Origin of the sequence: Dyella ginsengisoli, assembly GCF_044904665.1 — a bacterium.
GTDB classification, from domain to species: domain Bacteria; phylum Pseudomonadota; class Gammaproteobacteria; order Xanthomonadales; family Rhodanobacteraceae; genus Dyella_A; species Dyella_A ginsengisoli.
Window position 1 is genome coordinate 205,016 of sequence record NZ_JADIKM010000003.1, and the last position, 22,320, is coordinate 227,335.

Below are 22,320 nucleotides of genomic sequence, written 5' to 3' on the forward strand. Positions count from 1 at the left end.
GCGGTGGATACGGACCTTTCCCTGGCGATATGGGCTGCTGTCGTGCGTGCTGTGGCTGGCATCGATGGCCGCGAATGCCGCCGCACCGGCCGCAGCGGATGCGCTGCTCGCGCCGCAGTGGCATCACGCCGCGTGGGCCGTGAAGGACGGCGCGCCCGCCGACATCTGGGCCATGGCGCAGGGACCACGCGGCTTCCTCTGGCTGGGCACCGGCAACGGGCTGTATCAATTTGATGGCGTGCGCTTCGAGCGTGCGGCGCTGCCCGCTGGCGCGTCGCTGCCGTCCAGCAACATCACCGCCTTGACGATGCTGCCCGACGGCAGTGTGTGGATCGGTTACTACAACGGCGGTGCCAGCGTGCTGAAGGGCGGCCACTTCGTGCATTACGGCCCGCGCGAGGGATTTCCCGGCGGCATGGTGCAGACTTTCGCCCGCGATCCGGACGGCCATCTGTGGGCTGCCACCGGCGGCGGACTGATGCGCTTTGCCGAGGGGCGCTGGCAGCATATCGACGCGGCCTGGGGCTATCCGGCCGCGCGGGCGGACTGGCTCGTGTTCGACCGCGCAGGTACGTTGTGGGTGGTGACGGGCGAGGAGCTGGTGTTCCTGCGCAGGGGCGCGCGCCGGTTCGAGTCGACCGGCGAAAAAGTGGATCGCCAGGCCGTGCTGGGCTACGCGCCGGACGGCACGCTGTGGCTGTCTGACGGGCTGCACGGCACGCGTGCGCTGCCGGGTCTGTCGGCCGACCACCCGCATGTGGCCGCGTCGGCGCGCCAGCCCACGCCCGGTGCTTTCGCGCGGGTCAAGCGCCTGTTGTTCGATCGCGCGGGTCATCTGTGGGGTACCGACGCCAACGACGGCGGTGTGTACCGCACGCGTTCGCTGCGCGAGATCAGCGACGGCCGCTCGCTCGGTGCAACGGACCTGCGCTGGGTGTTCAAGCGGCGCAACGGGCTGACTTCCGATGTGGCCGTGCCGATGGTGCAGGACGTCGAGGGCGACGTGTGGGTCGGCACCAACCTCGGCCTGGACAGCTTCCGCATCAACAACGTGAAGGTGCTGCCGGACATCGTGCTGAGCCCGTCGTCGCACTACGGGGTGTCGGTCGACCGCCGCGGCGCGGTGTGGGTGGCGAACAACGGCGCGCTGTTCCGCATCGACCGTCGCGGCGCCGCGCGCGTCCCCGGCGCCTTCCCTGATGCGCTCGATATCCATGCCGCGCCCGACGACGCGCTGTGGCTCAACAGCAAGAGCGGCTTGTGGAAGCTGGAACGCGGCGTGCTGCGCGCGATTCCGCTGCCCGACGACGCGGCGCGCGGCAACATCCAGGCGCTGACCGCCGATGCCACCGACGGCCTGTGGATCGCCGTGCTCAACCGCGGCGCATTCCACTGGAACGGTGAGCGCTGGCGGCACTGGGATGGCGATCCGGTACTTGCCACGCTGACGCCCACCGCGATGGCTATGGACGCCGCCGGCCGGATCTGGTTCGGCTATCCAGGCAGTCTGCTGGCGCGGCTGGACGGTGACACGGTAAGGCGCTTTTCGTCGGTGGACGGACTGCGCGTGGGCAACGTCACCACGCTCACCGCCGCCGGCGACGCGGTGTGGGTGGGCGGTGAGTCGGGGCTGGCGCGATCCACCGCCGGAGGGTTCCAGTCGTTGTCGATGGCGGGCATCGACGTGCTCACCGGCATCTCCGGCATCGCGCGCGCGAATAACGGTGATATTTGGGTGAACGCCAGTCGCGGCGTGGTGCGCATCGACGCCAGTTCGCTGGACCGCGGGTTCGCGCAGGCCTCGCGGCACGCCGAGGTCACCGTTTTCGACGATCGCGACGGCTTGCCGGGCATCGCCCTGCAGGCGATCGCGGTGCCCAGCGCCGTGGCCGACGCGCAGGGACGCGTGTGGTTCGCCACCAACCAGGGCGTGGCCTGGCTCGATCCGGGGCACCTGTACCGCAACCGCCTGCCGCCGCCGGTGCTGCTGCGTTCGCTCACGGCGAACGGTCGGGTCTATACAGTGGCTGCGGCGGCGCTGGAGCTACCGCCTCGCGTCGCCAACGTGCGGCTGGACTACACCGCCACCAGCCTGTCGATGCCCGACCGCGTGCGCTTCCGCTACCGCCTCGATGGCGTGGACGACCGCTGGCAGGACGCCGGCGGGCGGCGCGAGGCCTACTACGCCAACCTGGGACCCGGGCGCTACGTGTTTCGCGTGATGGCCGCCAACGACGACGGCGTGTGGAGCGACGCGGGCGCCAGGCTCGACTTCACGATCCGGCCGATGTTCTACCAGACGCGCTGGTTTGCCGCGCTCGGCGTGCTGCTCGGGGTCCTGCTGGTGGCCGCGCTCTTCGTGCTGCGCTCGCGGCAGGTGGCCAGACGCGTGCGCGGACGACTGGAAGAGCGGCACGCCGAGCGCGAGCGGATCGCCCGCGAGCTGCATGACACGCTGCTGCAGGGCGTGCAGGGGGTGGTGTTGTGTTTTCAGGCGGCCGCCGAGCGCGTACCGACCGATTCCACCACGCGCGCGCTGCTGGAGCGGGCGCTGGACCGCGCCGACGAGGTGCTGGTGGAGGGCCGCGACCGGGTGCGCGACCTGCGCAGCAGCGACGAGGCAGGACGGGACCTTCCGCATGCCCTGCTGGAGCTCGGCGAAGAGCTTGCCGGAGCCTGTAACACAGCGTTCCGGGTGGTGGTGTACGGTTCTGTGCGAGCCATCGATCCGCTGGTGCGCGACGAGCTCCACGGCATCAGCCGCGAGGCCCTGGTCAACGCGTTCCAGCACGCCCGCGCCAGCGAGATCGAGGTGGAGATCGACTACGGAATGGACGAGCTGTGCCTGCGCATCCGCGACAATGGCATCGGTATCGATCCGGCGATCGTGGCGGCAGGGGGACGCTCGGGTCATTGGGGAATGGTGGGCATGCACGAACGGGCGAGTGCCATGGGCGCGCGGATGAACGTGTGGAGCCGCCCCGAGTCCGGTACCGAGGTGGAGGTGCGGGTGCCGGCCACGGTGGCGCATGGTCGCGCCAAGGCATCGTGGACGAGCTGGATGCGGCGTCTGGTGAGCGGAGGCAGAGAGACGTGACGAGTTCGGACAAGCCGATACGCATCCTGACGGTGGACGATCATCCGATGCTGCGCGAGGGCATCGCGGCGGTGATCGAAGGGCAGCCGGACATGGTGCTGGTGGCCGAGGCCAGCGACGGCTACGAGGCCCTGCAGCAATTCCGCGCGCACCGCCCCGATGTGGTGCTGATGGACCTGCAGATGCCGCGCATGGCCGGCGTCGAGGCGATCGTGGCGATCCGCCGCGAGTTTCCGGCCGCAACGATCCTGGTGCTGACCACCTACAAGGGCGATGCCCGCGCACTGCGAGCGCTGAAGGCCGGTGCCCAGGGTTACATGCTCAAGAGCGCCCTGCGCAAGGAGCTGCTGGAGACGATCCGCCAGCTGCACGCCGGCCACCGCAGCATTCCCCCGGAAATCGCCGCGGAGATCGCCGGTCACGCGGTGGACGATGCGCTCACCTCGCGCGAGGTGGCCGTGCTCTCGTGCGTTGCCTCGGGCAATTCCAACAAGGCCGTCGCCACGCTGATGAGCATCTCCGAGGAGACGGTGAAGGCGCACATGAAGAGCATCCTCGCCAAGCTGGGTGCCAACGACCGCACGCATGCGGTCACCATCGCGTTGCGTCGCGGCATCCTCAATTCCTGACCGAACACCGCAATCGCGTCCAAGCCGCCAGCCCGCGCGCCTCCTACCGTTCGAAACACCCGATGCCTGGCCTCATCAAGGGGGCCATGCCGCTGGCGCGCCGCGCCGACGGCCAGGGCAGGGAGACGGTATCGCCGTCGCGCGTGCCGCCCATCCGGGGCCGGTCTTTTTCCAGCTGAGGAGTCAAGCCATGGCCGAGCGCCCTGACGCAGACGATGTCGACATGAATCGCCGCAAGTTGATGATCGCCGGCGCTACCGCCGCCGCCGCAGGGATCGTGCTGCCGGCCGCCGCGTCGGCCGGCGGCTTCGCGACGCATCGTTCAACGCATTCCCCCATCGCATCCACCCAAGGAGAATCACCCATGCCAAGCATCAAGACGAAGGACGGAACCGAGATCTTCTACAAGGACCTGGGCCACGGCCAGCCGATCGTGTTCCACCACGGGTGGCCGCTGTCTTCCGATGACTGGGACGCGCAGATCATGTACTTCCTGCTGCACGGTTACCGCGTGATCGCCCACGATCGCCGCGGCCACGGGCGCTCCACCCAGACCGACACCGGCAACGACATGGACACCTATGCCGCCGACGTCGCCGCGCTGGCCGCGCATCTGGACCTGAAGGATGCGATCCACGTCGGGCACTCCACCGGCGGTGGCGAGGTGGCCCGCTACGTGGCGCGCCACGGCAAGGGACGCGTGGCCAAGGCGGTGCTGATCGGCGCAGTGCCGCCGATCATGCTCAAGACCCCGGCCAACCCCGGTGGCCTGCCGATGGAAGTGTTCGACGGCTTCCGCAGCGCCCTGGTGGCCAACCGCGCGCAGTTCTACCTGGACGTGCCGACCGGCCCGTTCTACGGCTTCAACCGTCCCGGCGCCAAGATCTCCGAGGGCACGATCCGCAACTGGTGGCGTCAGGGCATGTCCGGTGGCATCAAGGCGCATTACGACTGCATCAAGGCATTCTCGGAAACCGATTTCACCGAGGATTTGAAGGCCATCGACGTGCCGGTGCTGGTGATGCACGGCGAGGACGATCAGATCGTGCCGATCGCCGACTCGGCGATGTTGTCGGTCAAGCTGCTCAAGCACGGCACCCTGAAGACCTACAAGGGCTTCCCGCACGGCATGTGCACCACCCAGCCGGAGGTGATCAACCCTGACCTGCTGGCGTTCTTCAAGAGCTGAGCGCATGGCCGTTCTCGCCGCTCGCGGCGAGAACGGTTCCCGGCACGCCGCCGAGGCGTCCGTGACCATGGAAGGAAAAACAAAAAGGCCACCCGCGAGGGTGGCCTTTTTGTCGAATTTTTGGTCGGGGAGACAGGATTCGAACCTGCGACTTCTACGTCCCGAACGTAGCGCTCTACCAGGCTGAGCTACACCCCGTGGGAGCCGCGCATTCTAGCGATGACCCTCGGTCTTGGCAACAGGGGGCGGGGTGTCGCAAGCGCCCGCGGGGCGGGGAGGCGAGGTGGCCATCTGCTAATCTTGAGGGCTGCCGTTTCACGGCCACCCGTCACCGCAAAGCAGAGGATTCCATGGCGCTTACCCCGGCCCGCACCATGCCCGGCGTGCTCGAGCTGCTGCCGCTCGACCAGATCGCGTTCCAGCGCATGCTCGACGTGATCCGCCGCAACTACGAGCGCTTCGGCTTCCTGCCGATCGAAACGCCGGTGATCGAATACTCCGACGTCTTGCTGACCAAGACCGGCGGCGAGACCGAGCGCCAAGTGTATTTCGTGCAGTCTACCGGTGCATTGAACGCCGAGAAGGACGCCGACGGCGTGCCGGAACTGGCGCTGCGCTTCGACCTCACCGTGCCGCTGGCCCGCTACGTGGCCGAGCACGAGCGCGACCTCAGCTTCCCGTTCCGCCGCTACCAGATGCAGCGCGTGTACCGCGGCGAGCGCGCCCAGCGCGGCCGCTTCCGCGAGTTCTATCAGTGCGACATCGACGTGATCGGCAAGGACAGCCTGTCGGTGCGCTACGACGCCGAGGTGCCGGCGGTGATCTACAGCGTGTTCCGCGAGCTCAACGTGGGCGCGTTCACCATCCAGATGAACAACCGCAAGCTTATGCGCGGCTATTTCGAGAAGCTGGGCATCGCCGACGCCGAGCAGCAGATGCTGGTGCTGCGCGAGGTGGACAAGCTGGACAAGCGTGGCGCCGACTACGTGCGCGATACGCTTACCGGCGAGGCGTTTGGCCTCAGCTCCGGGGTGGCCAACCAGATTCTCGCCTTCGTGCAGGTGCGCTCCACCTCGCTGCAGGACGCCTTCGACAAGCTTGCTGCGCTGGGCGAAGGCCCGGAGGCGATGGAGCAGGGCCGCGCCGAACTGAAGGAAGTGCTGGGCCTGATCCACGCCTTCGGCGTGCCGGAGACGCATTACGCGCTCAACCTCTCGATCGCCCGTGGCCTCGATTACTACACCGGCACTGTCTACGAGACCACGCTCAACGACCACCCGCAGATCGGCTCGGTCTGCTCCGGCGGACGCTACGAGAACCTGGCCAGCCAGTACACCAAGTCGAAGCTGCCCGGCGTGGGCATTTCGATCGGCCTGACCCGGCTGTACTGGCAGCTGCGCGACGCCGGCCTGGTCAACACCGCGCAGAGCACGGTGGACGTGCTGGTGACGCAGATGGACGAAGCCCAGCTGCCCGCCTACCTGGCGCTGGCCAACGAGCTGCGCAGCGCCGGCATCGCCACCGAGGTGGTGCTGGAGGCCGGCAAGCTCGGCAAGCAGTTCAAGTACGCCGACCGCGCCGGCATCCGCTTCGTGCTGGTGCTGGGCGAGGACGAACTGGCCAAGGGCGTGGTCACGGTGAAGGATCTGCGCCGCGAGGATCAGTTCGAGGTGGCGCGCGGCGAGCTGATCAAGACGCTGCGGGTGGAGCTGGAGCAGGCGGCGGTGATGGGCTGAACCAGCTTGCGATGGCGCGGCGCAGCTTGCCCGCCATCATCGCAACCCCGAGCATGCGCCGTCGCTGCGACCACCCGAGGTGGTTCGCGCGGCGGCTTTTCACGTCCGGTGCCGGTCGCGACCGCACCCCATATCCAGTGGCCTCGCGACACGAGCGCGGGTCACCTGCACGGAGAATCGAGTGACTTCGCACGACTTCATCACCCTGGACGGCAACAGCCTCACCCGCAAGCAGCTGGTCGCAGTCGCCCGCGGCGGCGCGTCCGTGCAGCTGGATCCGAACCAGCTTGCGCGCGTACAGCGCGCGGCGGATTTCCTCGCCGAAAAGGTGAGCTGCGGCGAACCGACCTACGGCGTCACCACCGGCTTCGGCTCCAACGCCGACAAGCTGCTGGGCGCGCATCGCCTGCGCGACGAGCTGCCGGGCGGCCATCCGCACCAGCCGGAAGGCACGCTGCTGGACGAGCTGCAGCACAACCTGATCATCACCCACGCGGTGTGCGTGGGCAGGCCGTTCGCCGAGGACGTGGTGCGGGCGATGCTGGTGATCCGCATCAATACGCTGATGCGCGGTCATTCCGGCATCCGCGTCTCCACGCTTCAAGCGCTGACCGCCATGCTCAACGCAGGCATTGTGCCGGTGGTGCCGGAGAAGGGCTCGGTCGGCGCCAGCGGCGATCTGGCGCCGCTGTCGCACCTGGCGATCGTGTTGCTCGGTGGCGGCGAGGCGTTCTACCAGGGCGAGCGCATGCCGGGCGCCGAGGCGCTCAAGCGCGCGGGGCTGGAGCCGATCCGGCTGTCGTTCAAGGAAGGCCTGGCGCTGAACAACGGCACTGCGCAGATGCTGGCCACTGGCGCGCTGGCGCTGGACACGCTGGAGCGCCTGCTCGACACCGCCGACCTCGCCGCGGCGATGACGCTGGACGCCTTCGCCGGCCGCAGCGGCGCACTGCGCGAAGAGGTGCACGCGCTGCGCCCGCATCCGGGGCAGGTGGAGACCGCTGCGCGTGTCCGGGATCTGCTGGAAGGCTCGACCCTGGTCGACATCCCGTACCACCTCGTGCCGCGCTTCCGGCAGTGGGCCTCCGATGCATGGAGCACGCCGGAGGACCAGGCGCTCAGCTTCGACATCGGCTGGGAATGGGTGCCGGCCAACCAGCGCCACGGCCGCGAGGCGTTCTACAACCGCTTCCTGCCGTTCAAGGGCGGCAAGAAGCACCAGCCGCAGGACGCCTACAGCCTGCGCTGCATGCCACAGGTCCACGGCGCGGTGCGCGACGCCTGGGCCCAGGCCTGCCGCGTGTTCGACATCGAGTTGAACGCGGTCACCGACAACCCGTTGATCTTCCCCGACAACGACGCCGCGCAGTTCATCGAGGAGCAGGTGATCTCCGCCGGCCACTTCCACGGCATGCCGCTGGCGCTGGCGATGAGCTACGTGAAGGCGGCGATCCCGGTACTGGCCTCGATCTCCGAGCGCCGGCTCAACAAGCTGGTGGACCCGGCCACCAACGACGGTCTGCCGGCCTTCCTCACCGGCAACGAGGACGCCACCGATTCGGGCTTCATGATCGTGCAGTACACCGCCGCGGCGCTGGTGAACGACCTGGCCACGCGCGCCCATCCGGCCAGCGTGTATTCGGTGCCGACCAGCGCCAACGCCGAGGATCACGTGTCGATGGGTGCCAACGAGGCGCGCCACGTGCTGGACATGTGCGAGGACCTCGGCCACGTGCTGGCGCTGGAGCTGTACACCGCGGCGCAGGCGCTGGACTACCGCCAGGAAATGCTCAACGCCGCACGCCGCTTGGCCGCCCGCGGCGACTGGCGCGCGCTGGCCGCCAAGATCACCAATGCGCCGCGCGAGGACAGCCCGCACCACGCCCAGTTCGTCGACGAGGTGAAGGCGCTCACCGCCGCGCTGGCCGAGGTGGGCGACTACCACGCCGGCGCCGCCGTGCGCCGCGCGCACGAACGCCTGCGCCAGCACATCGGCTTCATGCACCGCGACCGCGCGATGGACGGCGACGTGCGCACGGTGTGCGAGCTGGTTGCCCGCGGCGCGGTGCTGGACGGCGCGGCCTGACGCGGCGCCCGGCTATCCTGTTGCGCTGATTTCCCCGGTGCGCCGCCCGGCGCACCGCACGATTGCGGAGTTTCCGATGAGCCTGATCCAGACCCCCGTTTCCTTCGGCGAGCTGATCGACAAGATCACCATCCTGGAGATCAAGTCGCAGCAGATCCGCGACCCGGCCAAGCTCGCCAACGTGCGCACCGAGCTGGACCTGCTCAACGCCACCTGGGCCGGTCATCCGGCCTCGCACACCGACATCGCCGACGAACGCGCCCGCCTGCTGGCGGTGAACCAGGCGCTGTGGGACATCGAGGACTACATCCGCCTGAAGGAAAAGGCGCAGGCGTTCGACGCCGAGTTCATCGAGCTGGCCCGCGCGGTCTACTTCCGCAACGACGAGCGCGCCGCGGTGAAGCGCGAGATCAACCTCAAGCTCGGCTCGCAATTGGTGGAAGAGAAGTCCTACCAGGATTACCGCGCCGTCTGATCGATTCGAATCACGCGGGGGCCCGCTCGCGGGCGATGCTCTGGCTCTGATGCCATATCAAAGCGAAAGGCATCGCCGCGAGCGGACTCCTGCATGGGTCAGGACAGGCCGAGATGGCTGGCGGCCGCCTCGAAGCGTTCGATCACGTCGTCCACCGTGATCAGGTCCATCACGCCTGGTTTCTCGATCTTCGCGCCCCAGGGCAGCTCGCTGGCGGGTTTGCCACGGAAGGTGCGCGCGGCCTCGTCGTAGCGGTTCACGCACCAGCGGCGGTCGGAGTAGGGGCCGGAGCGATCCGGGTTGCTGGCCGCATGCAGGCCAAGCACCTTGGTTCCCACCGCATTGGCCATGTGCATCGGGCCGGAGTCCGGCGTCAGCAGCAGCTGCGCGCGAGCGAACAGCGCGAGCGCCCGCTTGAGCGTGTCCTTGCCGGTGAGGTCGAGTGGTGCATGCGTGCCGGCCGCGAGCACGGCGTCGGCCATCGCGCGTTCCTGGTGGGACGGTCCGCCGACCAGCGCCACCCGCCAGCCTCTGGCCATCGCATGGTCGATCACCGCCGCGTAACGTTCGGCACGCCAGTTGCGCAGCACGTGGCTGGAGGTGGGGCTCACCAGCAGCGTGGGGCGTTCGCCGGGCAGCTGTTGCTGCGCCCACTCGCGGTCCGCATCGGGGATGGGAATGTCCCAGCGCACCTGGGTCTGCTTCAGGCCCAGCGGCTCGCAGAAGCTGCCGATGGCATCGAGCACGTGCTCGCCGGTGCGTGCGGGGATGCGTTCGTTGACCACCAGGCTGTGCAGGTCCTTCGAGCGCGCGCGGTCGTAGCCGATGCGCCGCTCGGCACGGATGCCGAGGCTGAGCAGGTTGGAACGCAGCGCTACCTGCATCTGCAGCAGGGCGTCGAAGCGCTCGCCCTTGAGCTCGGTGTGCACCGCGCGGATGCCGGCGCGGCCTGCGCCCTTGTCGAAGGTGACGAAGCGCACGCCCGGCAGGTCCCCCACCAGGCGGCGTTCCAGCTTGCCGACGATCCAGGTGAGTGCGGTTTCCGGCAGCGCCTGCTGCAGGGTGCGCACCAGCGGCACGACGTGGGTCACGTCGCCAATGGCGGAGGTGCGCAACAGGCAGATCGAGGCGGGAGCGGACATCGGCATGGGATAGAATCAGCGGGGCCATGAATGCAGACAGCGCGCCAGACATGCCGGGCACGATCGTGCGGGAACAGCTCCGCCGGAACGCGGAAGGCGTGATTCTGTTCGACCCCGGGGTGTCGCCACAAGTCGACCACGACTGGTTCGACCCCGATCACTGGCGCCGCCACGGCGTGCTGCAGGCGCAGCCCGGTGGCCGCGGCGGCGTGGCGGTGATCGACACGCCCGCCGGCGAATGCGTGCTGCGTCACTACCGGCGCGGTGGCGCGGTGGCCGTGCTGATGGGCGATCGCTACCTGTGGACCGGTGCCTCGCGCACGCGCTGCTTCGCCGAGTTCCGCCTGCTGCAGGCGCTGTGCCGGCTCGGGCTGCCGGCACCCGAGCCGGTGGCGGTGCGCTATCGCCGGCGCGGCCTGTGGTACAGCGCGGACCTGATCACCCGTCGGATCGCGCGCGCCGAAACGCTGGCCGAGCGGATGACCGTGGCCGGCATCGGCGCCGAACTGGCCGAGGAGGTGGGCGCTCTGGTCGCGCGCTTTCATCGTGAAGGTGTCTGGCACGCCGATCTCAATGCGCACAACATCCTGATTGCCCCGGCCGGCCTGTACCTGATCGACTTCGACCGCGGCCGCTTTCGCACCCCGGCGGACGGCTGGCGATTGGCCAACCTGCAGCGCCTGCGCCGCTCGCTGATCAAGCTGGGTGCTGCAGAAGGTCGCGAGGAGGCGTTCGACAGCGGCGTGTGGGCCTCGGTGCTGCGCGGTTACGAGCGGACATTTGGCGCATGAGCTGGGCTCTGCATTTCCTCGGCACGGGGGCGGCGCATGCGGTGGAGCTGGGCTCGTCCTCGGCGGTAGTGGAGCGCGACGGCGAGCCGCTGCTGCTGATCGACTGCGGTCCCGACACGCTCGACCGCTATCACGCCGCCTACGGTGCGGTCCCGTCCGCGCTGTACATCACGCACACGCACATGGACCACGTGGCGGGGCTGGAGCGACTGTTCTTCAAGCTGTGGTTCGATCCGGCACGCCGCGGACGCGTGCGGGTGTTCCTGCACGCCGAACTGCTGCCGTGGCTGCAGATGCGTGTGGCGGACTATCCCGGCGCGCTGGCCGAGGGTGGGGCGAACTTCTGGGAGGCGTTCCAGCTGGTGCCGTGCACCCGCGGCTTCTGGCTGGACGGTTGCTGGTTCGACGTGTTCGGCACGCGCCACCACCGGCCGGGCACCTCGTTCGGCCTGGCCCTGCGCGGCAGCTTCGTCTACACCGGTGACACCCGGCCGATCCCGGAGATACTCGCGCTGCATGCCGTCGGCGACGCGCGCGTGGCGCACGACTGCGGCGTGCTTGGCAATCCCTCGCACACCGGCATCGACGACATCGAGCGTGAATACGACGCCGCGCTGCGCGCCCGGCTGGTGCTTTACCACTATGGCAGCGCCGCCGATGGCGACGCGCTGGCCGCGCGTGGCTACGCCGTGGCACGTGCCGGCGAGCGCCTCGCACTGGCGACCCCGCCGCCCGTGCGCGCCGACGCGGGCTGAACGTCGCCGCGCTTGTCTCGTTCAGGGCCTGCCGCTATCCTTCCGCCTCTTTGCCGGGTCGACCCGACCGGTGCGCACAATGGGCCATCGGTCCGGACTGCGTTACGACGCTGCAGGATGCGCGTCGGAAGTGTTTTGCGGAGAGATGTCCGAGTGGTTGAAGGAGCACGCCTGGAAAGTGTGTATACGGCTTATCCCCGTATCGAGGGTTCGAATCCCTCTCTCTCCGCCAGTTTTTGAAAGTCTGCGTTGGCCGCATGGCCATCGTGCTGAACGTCTATGGTGGCCCCGTCGGTCCCCCCGCGACGATAGTCCGCAAACCCCGCCAGGTCCGGAAGGAAGCAACGGTAGTGGATGATTCGGGTGCCGGGGTGTGGCTGGCGGGGCTGCCGCCTTTTCGGCGCCACGCGCTGCGCCCGCGCGCTCCTCAGGTTTCGATCCCGCGACCATGACGGCGGCTGACTTGCCGGCGTCGACTTGGCACAATCGGGACTCGCCCCAAGATCAGTCGACCCATCGCTCGTCGCGCCGGTTCTCCGTCGTGGCCGGCAGCGGGTATCGACACCGCAGCGGGCGGCGGCCCGCATCCGCGGCCGGCGCATGAACGTCACGAGCAGGCTTTAACGCATGTCCTATCAGGTCCTCGCGCGCAAGTGGCGCCCCCGCAAGTTCGCCGAGCTGGTGGGGCAGGAGCACGTGGTGCGCGCGCTGACCAACGCGCTGGACAGCGGCCGCATGCACCACGCCTACCTGTTCACCGGCACGCGCGGCGTGGGCAAGACCACGATCGCGCGCATCTTCGCCAAGTCGCTCAACTGCGAGCGCGGCGAGTCGGCCGATCCGTGCGGCGAGTGCTCGGTATGCACGGCGGTCGATGCGGGGCGCTTCGTCGACCTGCTGGAAATCGACGCGGCCAGCAACACCGGCGTGGACGACGTGCGCGAGGTGATCGAGAACGCGCAGTACGCTCCGTCGCGCGGCCGCTTCAAGGTGTACCTGGTGGACGAGGTGCACATGCTGTCCAAGCCGGCGTTCAACGCGCTGCTGAAGACGCTGGAAGAACCGCCGCCGCATGTGAAGTTCCTGCTCGCCACCACCGACCCTCAGAAGCTGCCGGTGACGGTGTTGTCGCGCTGCCTGAAGTTCAATCTCAAACGCCTGCTGCCGGAGCAGATCTCCGGGCAGATGCGGCACATCCTCGCTGCCGAGAACATCGCCTACGAGGACGCCGCCATCGTCGAGCTCGCGCGTGGCGCCGACGGCTCGCTGCGTGACGGCCTGTCGCTGCTCGATCAGGCGATCGCCTACGGCGGCGGCGCACTGAAGGCCGACGACGTGCGCGCCATGCTCGGCAGCGTGGCGCGCGGCCAGGTGCTGGGCCTGCTGCAGGCGCTGGCGGCAGGGCAGGGCGAGGCGCTGATGCTCGAATGCGCGCGCATCGCCTCCTACTCGCCCGACTTCGGCGGTGTGCTCGACGACGTCGCCGCCGTGCTTCACCGCATCCAGCTGATGCAACTGGTGCCGGGCTATCAGCCCGAAACCGGCGACGACAGCGCCGCGGAGGAACTGGCCGCACTCGCGACCCAGTTCGCGCCGGAAGACGTGCAGCTGTACTACCAGATCGCCACCACCGGCCGGCGCGACCTCGTGCTCGCCCCGGATGCGCGCACCGGCTTCGAGATGGCCGTGCTGCGCATGCTGGCGTTCCGACCCGGCGACGCGTCCGATGGCGCTGCACCGTCAGCGCGTTCGGTGCCGGCCCGCGTGGCGCCGGCCGCGGCTTCGGTGTCCAGCACGGTGCGGCCGCCGATGGAACGCCCGCCCGCCGCGCCGCCGGCGATGGTGGCGGCGTCCCCGGCAGCGCCGGTCGCGCCGGTCGAACGCCCGGTCATCGCACCGGTACCCGCGCCAGCAGCAGCGCCGCCGCGTGCCGCGGTGCCGCTCGACGCGCGCGGCCTGCCGGACTGGGCCGCGCTGATCGACCAGGCCGGCCTGCGCGGACCGCTCGGCCAGCTGGCACAGAATGCCGCCCTGCGCGAACGCGATGGCCAGACGCTGACTCTGGTGCTGCAGGAATCGCACATGCACCTGGCGGTGGAGCCGATGGTGAGCCAGATGGAAGAGCAGGTCGGCCGGGCGCTGGGCGAGCGCATCCGGCTGCGCTTCGTCAGCGACGCCAGCGCGGCCAGCCATACGCCGGCGGCGCGGGCGGCCGAGGCGCGCGACGCCGCGCAGGCGCGCGCGGAGCGGTCCATCGAGGAAGATCCCCTGGTGCAGGCGTTGAAGCGCGACTTCGGCGCCCGCGTCGTACCGCAATCCATCAAGCCCGTGTCGGGCTGAACACACACCGGAGTAGACCCATGAGAGGACAGATCGGCCAGCTCATGCAGCAGGCCCAGCGCATGCAGGAAGACATGAAGCGCGCGCAGGAAGAACTGGCGCGGATGGAAGTCACCGGCAGCGCCGGCGGCGGCCTGGTCAGCGTGGTGATGACCGGTGCGCACGAAGTGCGCCGCGTGCAGATCGACCGCCAGCTGTTCGCCGACGATCCGGAGATGGCCGAAGACCTGGTGGCCGCGGCGATGAACGACGCGGTGAACAAGGTCGCGGCGGCCAGCAAGGATCGCCTCGGCGGCGTCACCGCCGGGATGAACCTGCCGCCTGGCTTCAAGATGCCGTTCTGAAGGCTGGAGTGAGTCAAGAGGAATGAGGAGTGAAAGTCCGGTCATCGGCGATCCTCCGCTTTTCTCTCACTTCTCACTCCCCTCCACTCACTCCTCGAATCTCCCATGTCATCCGCATCCCCCCTGCTTGCCGAGTTGATCGACGCGCTGCGCTGCCTGCCCGGCGTGGGTGCGAAGAGTGCGCAGCGCATGGCCTTTCACCTGCTCGAGCGCGAACGCGAGCGTGGCCTGAAGCTGGCCGGCGCGCTGGAGCAGGCGATGCAGCGCATCGGCAACTGCAGCCGCTGCCGCAATTTCAGCGAGGATGCGGTGTGCCCGCTGTGTGCCAGCGCCAGCCGCGATCGCCACGTGCTGTGCGTGGTGGAATCGCCCACGGATCTTGCGGCGGTCGAGCAGGCCACCGGCTATCGCGGGCAGTACTTCGTACTGCTCGGTCGGTTGTCGCCGCTGGACGGACTGGGCCCGCGCGAGCTGGGCCTGCACCTGCTCACCGAACGGTTGGCCGAGGGTGAGGTGGAGGAGCTGATCATCGCCACCAGCCCGACGGTGGAGGGCGAGGCCACCTCGCACTATCTCGCCCAGCTCGCCCGCGCCGGCGGCGTGCGCGCCACCCGGCTGGCGCACGGCGTGCCGCTGGGCGGCGAGCTGGAGTACGTCGACCGCGGCACGCTGGCGCACGCCTTCGGCAGCCGGCAGACGCTGGAGTGAGCCGATGACGCCCGAGCTTTCGCTGGCGATTCCCAGCGAGGACGAATACCTCGCCTTGCGCAGCGCCGCCGGGCTCAGTGCGATGACGTCCGCGGGTGCGCGGCTGGGCCTGCCGGCCAGCTGGTGCTCGGTCTGCCTGCGCCATGCGGGCGAGCTGGTCGGCATGGGGCGCGTGGTGGGCGACGGCGGCCTGTTCCTGTTCCTGTTCGTGGTCGACATCGCGGTGGCGCCGGCGTGGCAGGGCCAGGGGCTGGGGCGGCGCATCATGCAAGCGCTGATGGACGAGGTGCATGCACGTGCGCCGGCGCGCGCGATGGTCGGCCTGATCGCCGACGGCACGGCTCACCGGCTTTACGAGAAATTCGGCTTCGGGCTGGTGGCGCCCGGGGCGCACGGCATGTTGCTGCGGCTTTGAACGAACGGGAGTCACACCATGGGCGACACCATTTTCGGCAAGATCATCCGGCGCGAGATTCCCGCCGACATCGTCTACGAGGACGATGAGGTGCTCGCCTTCCGCGACCTCAATCCGCAGGCGCCGGTGCACGTGCTGTTCATCCCGAAAAAGCCGATCGCCACGCTCAACGACGCCACGCCCGAGGACGCGGTCCTGCTCGGCAAGGTGCTGCTGGCCGCCGCGAACTACGCCAAACAGGAGGGTTTTGCCGAGGATGGCTACCGCACGGTCGTCAACTGCAATACCCACGGCGGGCAGACTGTTTACCACCTGCACGTGCACCTGCTGGCGGGCCGCAAGCTGACCTGGCCGCCCGGCTGATCAGTACTCTCGGCAGGGCATGAAAAAACGCCGGCATGACGCCGGCGTTTTGCTGTCTGCAGGGCTTACTTCTTGGGCGGGGGCGGAGGCGGCGCCGGCACCACGATGACGCGCGGCTGGTACCAGTAGGGATTGCCCCAGTAGCCCGGTCCCCAGGGACCGAAGCCCGGGCCCCAGAACGGGTCGTAGAAGCCCGGCGGATAGTTGACCACCGCCGGGCGGCGCGGCCACAGGTACACCACGTCCGCTTCCACGCGCGGATAGGCGTAGTCGAAGTCGCCCACCTTCTGCGACACGATGCCGTGCAGCGTGCCGGTGACCGTCACCTCGCGCCCGCGGGTGAATACTTCCGGATCGTAGAAGCCGGCGCGGCACGCCACGAAGCGGCCCTGCGCCTTGTCGTCGTCGCTACGGGCCGAGCGCGGGCGGGCCTGCGAGTCGAGCGGGCGCGACAGCAGGTAGAAGCAGGTCTCCTGCGCGCCCGGCTCGGTCTTGATGATCTCGCCGCCCCAGCGCACGCGGGTGCCGCCGGCACCACCCTGCTGGGCGCTGGTGGTGGAGATGTCGGTATAGGTGCCTTCCAGTGGCTTGGGTACCGTGGCGCAGGCGGCGAGCAGGGCGACGGCCGAAGCCAGCGTGATCGATCGGTAGACGGACATGGGTTTCTCCAGCTCAGGACGATGGCCGCGCCATCGCGTCGACATCATTGGACCACGCGCGGCACGTGAAAATCCCGCGCCGCGCGTTGAAAGGCCCGCAGCGATTCACGGGCCGGTTCGGTTTCACCGTATCGCAGCTGCAGGTACTGCTCCATCAGCTGCAGCAGCGTGTCGCGTTGCCCGGGCAGGGCGCGTGCTGCACGCCGCAGGTAGTGCTGCGGCCCCTCGCCGCGCCGACGCACGACCCCCGCCTTGCCGAGCTGGCGTTCCAGTCGTCGCAGGCCGGCCAGTGCCGGGTCGATGCGCGCCCGCCGCGCCAGTGCCCAGGCCAGGCCGATCGAGGCGAACAGCACGCTGCCCAGCACCAGCAGCAAGGTCAGCATCTGCGTATCGGTCTCCTGCACGCCGAACGGTGTGAGCAGGCCGCGCTGGCGCAGCGCATCGAAGCCGATAACGCCCTTGTCCCACCAGCGGTTGACGATGTCCCAGCGGTTGCGCAACCCCTGCAGCCAGGCGTCCTGGTACCAGGGACGATCGCTCCCGCCGGCCGCCGCCGCGGCGCCGAGGTTGACCCGCTCGGGCCGCACGGCCGCGGTGGGATCGACGCGCACCCAGCCGCGCCCGGCCACCCACACCTCGCTCCAGGCATGGGCGTCGGACTGGCGCACCAGCAGGTAGTTGCCGAACTTGTTCCAGAAGCCACCCTGGTAACCGGTGACCACGCGCGCCGGCACGCCTGCCGCGCGCATCAGCACGGTGAAGGCCGAGGCGTAGTACTCGCAGAAGCCTTCGTGCGTGGAGAACAGGAAGTCGTCCATGGCGTCGCGACCGAGCGGTGCAGGCGCCAGCGTGTAGCTAAAACCGCCGTCGTGGAACAGGTCCAGCGCGGCACGCACGATCGCGGCAGTGTCGTTGCCGTAGCGCGCATGCCATTGGCGGCCCAGTTCCAGCGTGCGGGGATTGAAGCCCTGCGGCAGCTGCAGCGCCGCCTGTCGCCCGCGATCCAGCGTGGGCTGCAGCCGATAGTGCAGGGCCGAGGTGAGATGGTAAGTGAGCGTGTCGTTGACCGGCTGCGCGCGCATCAGCATCCGCTCGCGCCGCAGCTCGGCGCCGTCGACGGTCTGCAGCGGCACGTCGAGCGCGGGCAGCACGCGCTGGCCGGTCGGCAGCAGGGTCACGGTGTAGCCGACCGAGTCGGCAGGCTCCACCGGATCGGCCGGACGGTTGGCGATGTCCACGGCGTGCCAGCTGCTGCCGTCGTAGTCCCACATCACGTAGGCGCGAAAATACAGCGATGCGCGTGGTGGCGGCAGAGAGCCATCGAAGGCGACGCGCATGGCCGGGCTGTCGTCGATCAGCAGTTCGGTCATCGCACCGGGCGACATCTCGCTGCTCAGGCCGGTGCGCGCCTCGTCCCGCTGAGGTGCACCCCACAGGGGCGAGCTCAGCCGCGGCACCAATGCGAAGGTGAACAGCGTCAGTGGCAGCGAGGCCACCAGCAGCACCAGGCCCGGAACCAGCTGACGCGGCAGGCTGGTCGATGCCTGTGCGGGCTCCAGTGCGCGCAGGGCGGCAAACGCCGGTAGCAGGCCGATCGCCACGCCGATGGTGATGAGCAGGCTCTGGTCGAACAGCAGCGCAGCCATCAGCGCGAAGCAGGCGAAGGCGATGCCGACCCGCGCGTCGCGTGGCGTCTCGCTTTCCAGCAGCTTGAGCACCAGCAGGCCAACCGCCAGCGCCGAGCCGGGCGCGCGCCCGAACACCGTGCCGTAGGTGGTCAAGATCGCCAGCGTGAGCAGGGCGATCAGCGGCAGCTTCAGCCACGCCGGCGCCTTGCCCGGTTGCCTCCGACGTTGCCACCAGCGCAGCGCCAGCACGCCGCCGAGACCACCGCTGAGCCACCACGGCAGGTGGGGCGCGTGCAGCGCCAGCACGCCGAGCATGGTGAGCACCAGGAAGTCGAAGCTGCGCCGGTCGAGCGGTGCAGGCGCCAGCGGGCGTCGCAGCAGTCGCGCCAGCCAGCTCACGGCAGCAGGGCCAATGCGCTCATGCAGCGCGCGTAGTGGTCGGCGCCGCTGCCCGCGGCGATCTCCTGGGTGGGCAGCCACAGGCTGTAGCGACGGCGCTGGGCGTGCGCCTCGCCGACCCAGCGGGCGAGGCGCGCGATGCGCGATTCGCTGTCTAGGTGGCCGAGCTCGCGCCAGTCCAGCCGCCACTCCTCGTGCGACTGCGGTTGCTCGAAGTCCTTCACCAGCAGGCCCTCGTGGCGGGCGCTGGCCTTCCACGCCACGTGCCGCTGCGGATCGCCCACGCGATAGTCGCGCAGGGCGGCGAGGTCGTCGCCGCGGTGCAGGCGGCGGCGGGCGGGATCCTCGTCCGGCGCCTGCGGGGCGGGGCCGCGCGCTTCCGGGCGCGGCCACACCAGCACCGACTGCTCCGGATACAACCAGCTCCACGCGCGGAACATGCCCAGCGGCCAGGTGCTCCACACGCGCAGCCGCGGCAGCGGCTGCCAGCCGCGGAATTCGGTGGCGATGGAGAACGCCACCTCGGTCTCGCCGGTGGCGCCGATGGCGAAGGCCTGGGTGCCGTCATCCAGATCCACCCGCACCGATTCGCGCGCCCGCGCGGCACGGAAGCCGAGGTGCAGGTCGATCGGCTGGCCGGCAACGGCATGGCCGGCGCGGATGTGCACGAGCGTCACGCCGTCGAGCACGCGAAAGGCCAGCAGCATCGAGCTCATGCTCGCTGCGCCGAGCAGGCAGGTGAGCAGCAGGGCGGCGTTGTTGGTGTAGTTGAGCGAGCCCACCAGCATCACCAGCAGCAGCATGCCGAAGCCCAGGCCGAAGCCGGTCGGCACGATGTAGATGCGCCGGCGGTGCAGTTCGATCGGCAGCGGCTCGGGGCGGCGATAACGGGTCAGCGCGGGCAGGCGCCGTTCGGCCCAGCGCTGCAGGGCTTGCAGCGGAGCGGGCATCAGTCCACCGCCACCTCGGCGAGCAGCTCGCGCGCGAGCGCCTCGCCGCTGCTGCCGCGGCTGGGCACGAGCCGGTGGCCGGCCAGCGGCACGAACAAGGCCTGCAGGTCTTCCGGCAGCACGTGATTGCGACCGCTGAGCAGCGCCCAGCTGCGCGCAGCGGCGAGCAGCGAGAGGCCGGCCCGCGGCGACAGCCCCACGCGGATCTCGGTGTGCCGGCGGCTGGCCGCGAGCAGCGCCTGCAGGTAGTCGAGCAGCGCCTGGCTGGTGGTGATCGCCTGCGCGCGCCGCTGCAGTTCAAGCAGGCTGGTGCCGTCGAGTTGCGGCTGCAGCTGGGCCAGCAAGCCGCGGCGATCGCTGCCGGTGAGCAGGGCGCGCTCGGCGCCGGCATCGGGGTAACCCAACGAGATGCGCAGCATGAAGCGGTCCAGCTGCGAGTCGGGCAGGGCGAAGGTGCCGTTTAGATCGAGCGGATTCTGCGTGGCCACCACGTAGAACGGCACCGGCAACGCGTGGGTCTGGCCGTCCACGGTCACCTGGCCTTCGGCCATCGCTTCGAGCAACGCGCTCTGCGTCTTGGGCGTGGCGCGGTTGATCTCGTCGGCGAGCAGCAGGCCGGCGAAGATCGGGCCGGGGTGGAAGCGGAACTGCGCCGTCTCGCGCTCGTACACGCTCACCCCGATAATGTCCGACGGCAGCAGGTCGCTGGTGAACTGCACGCGCTGGAAGTCGAGCGAGAAGGTGGCGGCCAGCGCATGCGCCAGCGTCGTCTTGCCCACGCCGGGCACGTCTTCCAGCAGCAGGTGGCCGCCGGCGATCAGGCAGGCGAACGCCAGCTTCACCTGGCGCGGCTTGCCCAGCAGCACCTGGTTGACCTGCGCCAGCGCCGCATCCAGCCGGCGCAGCAGGGGATCATCGCGTAATGGAGTGGCGGACATGTGGTTAGGCAGTTCCCTGGCGGCGCACCGGAGCGTGATGCATGCGTGATCGATCCAGTGTAGTCGCGCCCGTCGCGCGCTGGCGAGCCGCATTCCTGGGGGCGTTTGTCGCACTGCTGCTGGTCAAGATCGCGCTCGCCGCGACGCTCGCGCCTTTCAGCGACGAGGCGTTCTACTGGCAGGAGAGCCGGCACCTCGCCTGGGGCTACAGCGACCTGCCGCCGCTGACCGCGTGGCTGATCCGCCTCGGCGAAACCGTGGCGGGGCACGGCCTGCTCGGCATGCGCTGGCCGTTCCTGCTGCTGGGCGCGGCGCTGCCGTGGATCGTGGCGTGTTTCGCCCGCGAGGCGTTCGATGCACGCACGGGCTGGCAGGCCGGCCTGCTGTCTCTGGCGCTGCCGCTGGCCGGCACGCTCGGTGTGCTTGCCGTGCCGGACGTGCCGCTGACGGTGGCGATCATGCTGGCCGTGCTCGCGCTGCAGCGCGTGGCCGCCGCGGATCGATGGCGCGATTGGCTGCTGCTCGGCGGAGCGCTCGCGCTGGCGTGGATGACGCATTATCGCGCGGCCATGCCGATGCTGGTGGGGCTGCTGTTTCTTGCCTTTGCACCGCGAGGTCGCGCGCTGTGGCGACGTCGCGGTCTGTGGCTGGCGCTGGCGGTGGCGTCGCTCGGCTTGATCCCGCTGCTGGTGTCCAACTGGCAGCAACGTGGTGCCGGGGTCGCCTTCCAGCTGGTCGACCGCAATCCCTGGCAGTTCCACGCCAGTGCGCTGGTGCAGCCGCTGGAGCAGGCCCTGGCCTGCACGCCGCTGCTTTATGCGCTGCTGCTGTGGGCGGCGTGGCAGGCGTGGCGCCGCCGCCGCGAGGGAGCGCCGTGGGACGTGATCGCGTTCGTGGCGGTCGGGTTCCTCGGGCTGTATTTCGTGCTGGGCTTGTTTGCGGACGACCTGCGCTTTCGCGCGCACTGGCCGTTGCCGGGATATCTGCCGCTGCTCGCCGTATTGCCTGCGTTGTTATGGGCCGGGCAGAGTGCCCGAGCCGGCCGCCGCTGGTTGATGGCGGCGCTGGGCCTGGCTGTCGCGGGGCAGATGCTGGGGCTGGCGTACCTCGCACTGGCGGCCTCGCCGGGTGGGGCGACCCGCCTGGCCGGGCTGAAGGCTTTTCCATATGCCTTCGTCGGATGGCGCGAGGCGGCGCTGCAAGTCACCGCTGCGCGTGCCGACGATGCGGTGCTGGTCGCCGATAATTTTGTGCTCGCGGCCGAACTGGATTTCGCGCTCGGTGGCGATCGTCCGGATGACCGTCGGCCGGTTTACAGCTTGGACAGCCCCCTGAACATCAAGCACGGCCGCGCACCGCAGCTGGCGATCTGGCAGCGCGACGAGGCGGCACTGCGCGCCGCGCACGCGGGCCAGCCCATGCTGCTGGTGGTGGAGGAAACCGCGCAGAGCGAGCGCGAGCGGCTGGTCTGGCAGGGCACGCTGTGCCGACGCATCGATGCGCCGCAACCGGCGGGACGGCTGGATCTCTACGGCGGTCGCAAGCGCTTCGCTTTCTATCGCGGGCGGGTGCCGTTGGTGGCACCTTCCGTGCTGCCGGCCTCGCCGGTTGAGCGCGAGGCCTGTCCGCTCTGGCGCGCAGCGCATGCGGCCGATATGGCGCGCTGATCGAACCTG

General features: G+C 69.5%; 20 protein-coding genes, 2 tRNA genes and 1 other RNA gene. 16 read left to right on the forward strand and 7 right to left on the reverse strand.

Features of this window, described 5'->3' with window-relative positions:
* Positions 1–64: 64 nt before the first annotated feature.
* Together ISP17_RS10975 and ISP17_RS10980 are read left to right on the forward strand one after the other, a co-directional pair.
* Positions 65–3,097 carry a sensor histidine kinase gene (locus tag ISP17_RS10975; RefSeq protein WP_404633050.1) on the forward strand — a complete coding sequence of 1,011 codons (3,033 nt, stop codon included), beginning with the start codon at positions 65–67 and terminating at the stop codon, positions 3,095–3,097.
* Entirely contained in the window at positions 3,094–3,726 is a 633-nt protein-coding gene (locus ISP17_RS10980) for a response regulator transcription factor (protein ID WP_404633052.1), read from the forward strand. The genes ISP17_RS10975 and ISP17_RS10980 overlap by 4 nt, the downstream gene beginning before the upstream one ends.
* A 43-nt stretch (positions 3,727–3,769) precedes the next feature.
* On the opposite strand, the gene ISP17_RS10985 is transcribed toward ISP17_RS10980, so the two are convergent.
* Entirely contained in the window at positions 3,770–4,045 is a 276-nt protein-coding gene (locus ISP17_RS10985; protein ID WP_404633054.1) for a hypothetical protein, read from the reverse strand.
* Positions 4,046–4,090: 45 nt separating this feature from the next.
* Between ISP17_RS10985 and ISP17_RS10990 the strand changes: the two genes are divergently transcribed.
* A complete protein-coding gene (locus tag ISP17_RS10990; RefSeq protein ID WP_404633056.1) occupies positions 4,091–4,915 on the forward strand; it encodes an alpha/beta fold hydrolase in 825 nt (274 codons plus the stop codon).
* Between the two features lie 121 nt (positions 4,916–5,036).
* Here ISP17_RS10990 and ISP17_RS10995 read toward each other — a convergent pair.
* Positions 5,037–5,113 (reverse strand) — tRNA-Pro (locus ISP17_RS10995).
* A 152-nt stretch (positions 5,114–5,265) separates the two neighbouring features.
* On the opposite strand from ISP17_RS10995, the gene hisS reads away from it, so the two are divergent.
* From hisS to ISP17_RS11010, 3 genes are all read left to right on the forward strand, one after another.
* Positions 5,266–6,651 (forward strand): histidine--tRNA ligase, encoded by a 1,386-nt coding sequence (gene hisS / locus ISP17_RS11000; RefSeq protein ID WP_404633058.1) that lies wholly within the window; start codon positions 5,266–5,268, stop codon positions 6,649–6,651.
* 181 nt (positions 6,652–6,832) lie between these two features.
* Positions 6,833–8,737, forward strand: coding sequence for an HAL/PAL/TAL family ammonia-lyase (locus ISP17_RS11005; protein ID WP_404633060.1), 1,905 nt, complete (start codon positions 6,833–6,835; stop codon positions 8,735–8,737).
* A 76-nt stretch (positions 8,738–8,813) separates the two neighbouring features.
* Positions 8,814–9,212, forward strand: a complete 399-nt coding sequence (locus ISP17_RS11010) for a DUF6165 family protein (protein ID WP_404633062.1) — start codon at positions 8,814–8,816, stop codon at positions 9,210–9,212.
* Between the two features lie 98 nt (positions 9,213–9,310).
* On the opposite strand, the gene ISP17_RS11015 is transcribed toward ISP17_RS11010, so the two are convergent.
* Positions 9,311–10,354 carry a glycosyltransferase family 9 protein gene (locus ISP17_RS11015; protein WP_404634294.1) on the reverse strand — a complete coding sequence of 348 codons (1,044 nt, stop codon included), beginning with the start codon at positions 10,352–10,354 and terminating at the stop codon, positions 9,311–9,313.
* Positions 10,355–10,380: 26 nt separating this feature from the next.
* Here ISP17_RS11015 and ISP17_RS11020 point away from each other — a divergent pair, with 26 nt between their 5' ends.
* The 9 genes from ISP17_RS11020 (at position 10,381) to ISP17_RS11060 (ending at position 16,070) form a co-directional block, all read left to right on the forward strand.
* Positions 10,381–11,145: a 3-deoxy-D-manno-octulosonic acid kinase gene (locus ISP17_RS11020; RefSeq protein WP_404633064.1), complete on the forward strand. Its 765-nt coding sequence runs from the start codon at positions 10,381–10,383 to the stop codon at positions 11,143–11,145.
* Complete coding sequence (locus ISP17_RS11025; protein WP_404633066.1) at positions 11,142–11,900, forward strand: MBL fold metallo-hydrolase; 759 nt, start codon at positions 11,142–11,144, stop codon at positions 11,898–11,900. The genes ISP17_RS11020 and ISP17_RS11025 overlap by 4 nt, the downstream gene beginning before the upstream one ends.
* A gap of 139 nt (positions 11,901–12,039) precedes the next feature.
* Positions 12,040–12,132, forward strand: a tRNA-Ser gene (locus ISP17_RS11030).
* A gap of 57 nt (positions 12,133–12,189) precedes the next feature.
* Positions 12,190–12,286, forward strand: an RNA gene (gene ffs / locus ISP17_RS11035) — signal recognition particle sRNA small type.
* Between the two features lie 241 nt (positions 12,287–12,527).
* On the forward strand, positions 12,528–14,240 hold the full coding sequence (gene dnaX, locus ISP17_RS11040; RefSeq protein ID WP_404633068.1) for a DNA polymerase III subunit gamma/tau: 1,713 nt from the start codon (positions 12,528–12,530) through the stop codon (positions 14,238–14,240).
* A 20-nt stretch (positions 14,241–14,260) separates the two neighbouring features.
* Entirely contained in the window at positions 14,261–14,584 is a 324-nt protein-coding gene (locus ISP17_RS11045; RefSeq protein WP_404633070.1) for a YbaB/EbfC family nucleoid-associated protein, read from the forward strand.
* Positions 14,585–14,689: 105 nt separating this feature from the next.
* On the forward strand, positions 14,690–15,292 hold the full coding sequence (recR, locus tag ISP17_RS11050; RefSeq protein WP_404633072.1) for a recombination mediator RecR: 603 nt from the start codon (positions 14,690–14,692) through the stop codon (positions 15,290–15,292).
* Positions 15,293–15,296: 4 nt separating this feature from the next.
* A complete protein-coding gene (locus ISP17_RS11055; RefSeq protein ID WP_404633074.1) occupies positions 15,297–15,707 on the forward strand; it encodes a GNAT family N-acetyltransferase in 411 nt (136 codons plus the stop codon).
* A gap of 18 nt (positions 15,708–15,725) precedes the next feature.
* Positions 15,726–16,070, forward strand: coding sequence for a histidine triad nucleotide-binding protein (locus tag ISP17_RS11060; protein WP_404633076.1), 345 nt, complete (start codon positions 15,726–15,728; stop codon positions 16,068–16,070).
* 65 nt (positions 16,071–16,135) lie between these two features.
* On the opposite strand, the gene ISP17_RS11065 is transcribed toward ISP17_RS11060, so the two are convergent.
* The 4 genes from ISP17_RS11065 to ISP17_RS11080 are packed head-to-tail and all read right to left on the reverse strand — an operon-like array spanning position 16,136 to position 20,644.
* Positions 16,136–16,729, reverse strand: a complete 594-nt coding sequence (locus tag ISP17_RS11065; RefSeq protein ID WP_404633078.1) for a Slp family lipoprotein — start codon at positions 16,727–16,729, stop codon at positions 16,136–16,138.
* 44 nt (positions 16,730–16,773) lie between these two features.
* Complete coding sequence (locus tag ISP17_RS11070) at positions 16,774–18,756, reverse strand: transglutaminase TgpA family protein (protein ID WP_404633080.1); 1,983 nt, start codon at positions 18,754–18,756, stop codon at positions 16,774–16,776.
* A complete protein-coding gene (locus ISP17_RS11075) occupies positions 18,753–19,706 on the reverse strand; it encodes a DUF58 domain-containing protein (protein ID WP_404633082.1) in 954 nt (317 codons plus the stop codon). The genes ISP17_RS11070 and ISP17_RS11075 overlap by 4 nt, the downstream gene beginning before the upstream one ends.
* Complete coding sequence (locus ISP17_RS11080) at positions 19,706–20,644, reverse strand: AAA family ATPase (RefSeq protein WP_404633084.1); 939 nt, start codon at positions 20,642–20,644, stop codon at positions 19,706–19,708. Before ISP17_RS11080 ends, ISP17_RS11075 begins: the two co-directional genes overlap by 1 nt.
* Positions 20,645–20,685: 41 nt before the next feature.
* Between ISP17_RS11080 and ISP17_RS11085 the strand changes: the two genes are divergently transcribed.
* A complete protein-coding gene (locus tag ISP17_RS11085) occupies positions 20,686–22,311 on the forward strand; it encodes an ArnT family glycosyltransferase (protein ID WP_404633086.1) in 1,626 nt (541 codons plus the stop codon).
* The last annotated feature ends 9 nt before the right edge of the window (positions 22,312–22,320 follow it).

Excerpts from the sequence above, each read along its gene's own strand:
- ISP17_RS10975 (WP_404633050.1), top strand. The coding sequence starts at position 65 with ATGGCCGCGAATGCCGCCGCACCGGCCGCAGCGGATGCGCTGCTCGCG.
- ISP17_RS10985 (WP_404633054.1), bottom strand. The coding sequence starts at position 4,045 with ATGCGTCGCGAAGCCGCCGGCCGACGCGGCGGCCGGCAGCACGATCCC.
- ISP17_RS10990 (WP_404633056.1), top strand. The coding sequence starts at position 4,091 with ATGCCAAGCATCAAGACGAAGGACGGAACCGAGATCTTCTACAAGGAC.
- hisS (WP_404633058.1), top strand. The coding sequence starts at position 5,266 with ATGGCGCTTACCCCGGCCCGCACCATGCCCGGCGTGCTCGAGCTGCTG.
- ISP17_RS11010 (WP_404633062.1), top strand. The coding sequence starts at position 8,814 with ATGAGCCTGATCCAGACCCCCGTTTCCTTCGGCGAGCTGATCGACAAG.
- ISP17_RS11015 (WP_404634294.1), bottom strand. The coding sequence starts at position 10,354 with ATGTCCGCTCCCGCCTCGATCTGCCTGTTGCGCACCTCCGCCATTGGC.
- ISP17_RS11020 (WP_404633064.1), top strand. The coding sequence starts at position 10,381 with ATGAATGCAGACAGCGCGCCAGACATGCCGGGCACGATCGTGCGGGAA.
- ISP17_RS11025 (WP_404633066.1), top strand. The coding sequence starts at position 11,142 with ATGAGCTGGGCTCTGCATTTCCTCGGCACGGGGGCGGCGCATGCGGTG.
- dnaX (WP_404633068.1), top strand. The coding sequence starts at position 12,528 with ATGTCCTATCAGGTCCTCGCGCGCAAGTGGCGCCCCCGCAAGTTCGCC.
- ISP17_RS11045 (WP_404633070.1), top strand. The coding sequence starts at position 14,261 with ATGAGAGGACAGATCGGCCAGCTCATGCAGCAGGCCCAGCGCATGCAG.
- recR (WP_404633072.1), top strand. The coding sequence starts at position 14,690 with ATGTCATCCGCATCCCCCCTGCTTGCCGAGTTGATCGACGCGCTGCGC.
- ISP17_RS11055 (WP_404633074.1), top strand. The coding sequence starts at position 15,297 with ATGACGCCCGAGCTTTCGCTGGCGATTCCCAGCGAGGACGAATACCTC.
- ISP17_RS11060 (WP_404633076.1), top strand. The coding sequence starts at position 15,726 with ATGGGCGACACCATTTTCGGCAAGATCATCCGGCGCGAGATTCCCGCC.
- ISP17_RS11065 (WP_404633078.1), bottom strand. The coding sequence starts at position 16,729 with ATGTCCGTCTACCGATCGATCACGCTGGCTTCGGCCGTCGCCCTGCTC.
- ISP17_RS11075 (WP_404633082.1), bottom strand. The coding sequence starts at position 19,706 with ATGCCCGCTCCGCTGCAAGCCCTGCAGCGCTGGGCCGAACGGCGCCTG.
- ISP17_RS11080 (WP_404633084.1), bottom strand. The coding sequence starts at position 20,644 with ATGTCCGCCACTCCATTACGCGATGATCCCCTGCTGCGCCGGCTGGAT.
- ISP17_RS11085 (WP_404633086.1), top strand. The coding sequence starts at position 20,686 with ATGCGTGATCGATCCAGTGTAGTCGCGCCCGTCGCGCGCTGGCGAGCC.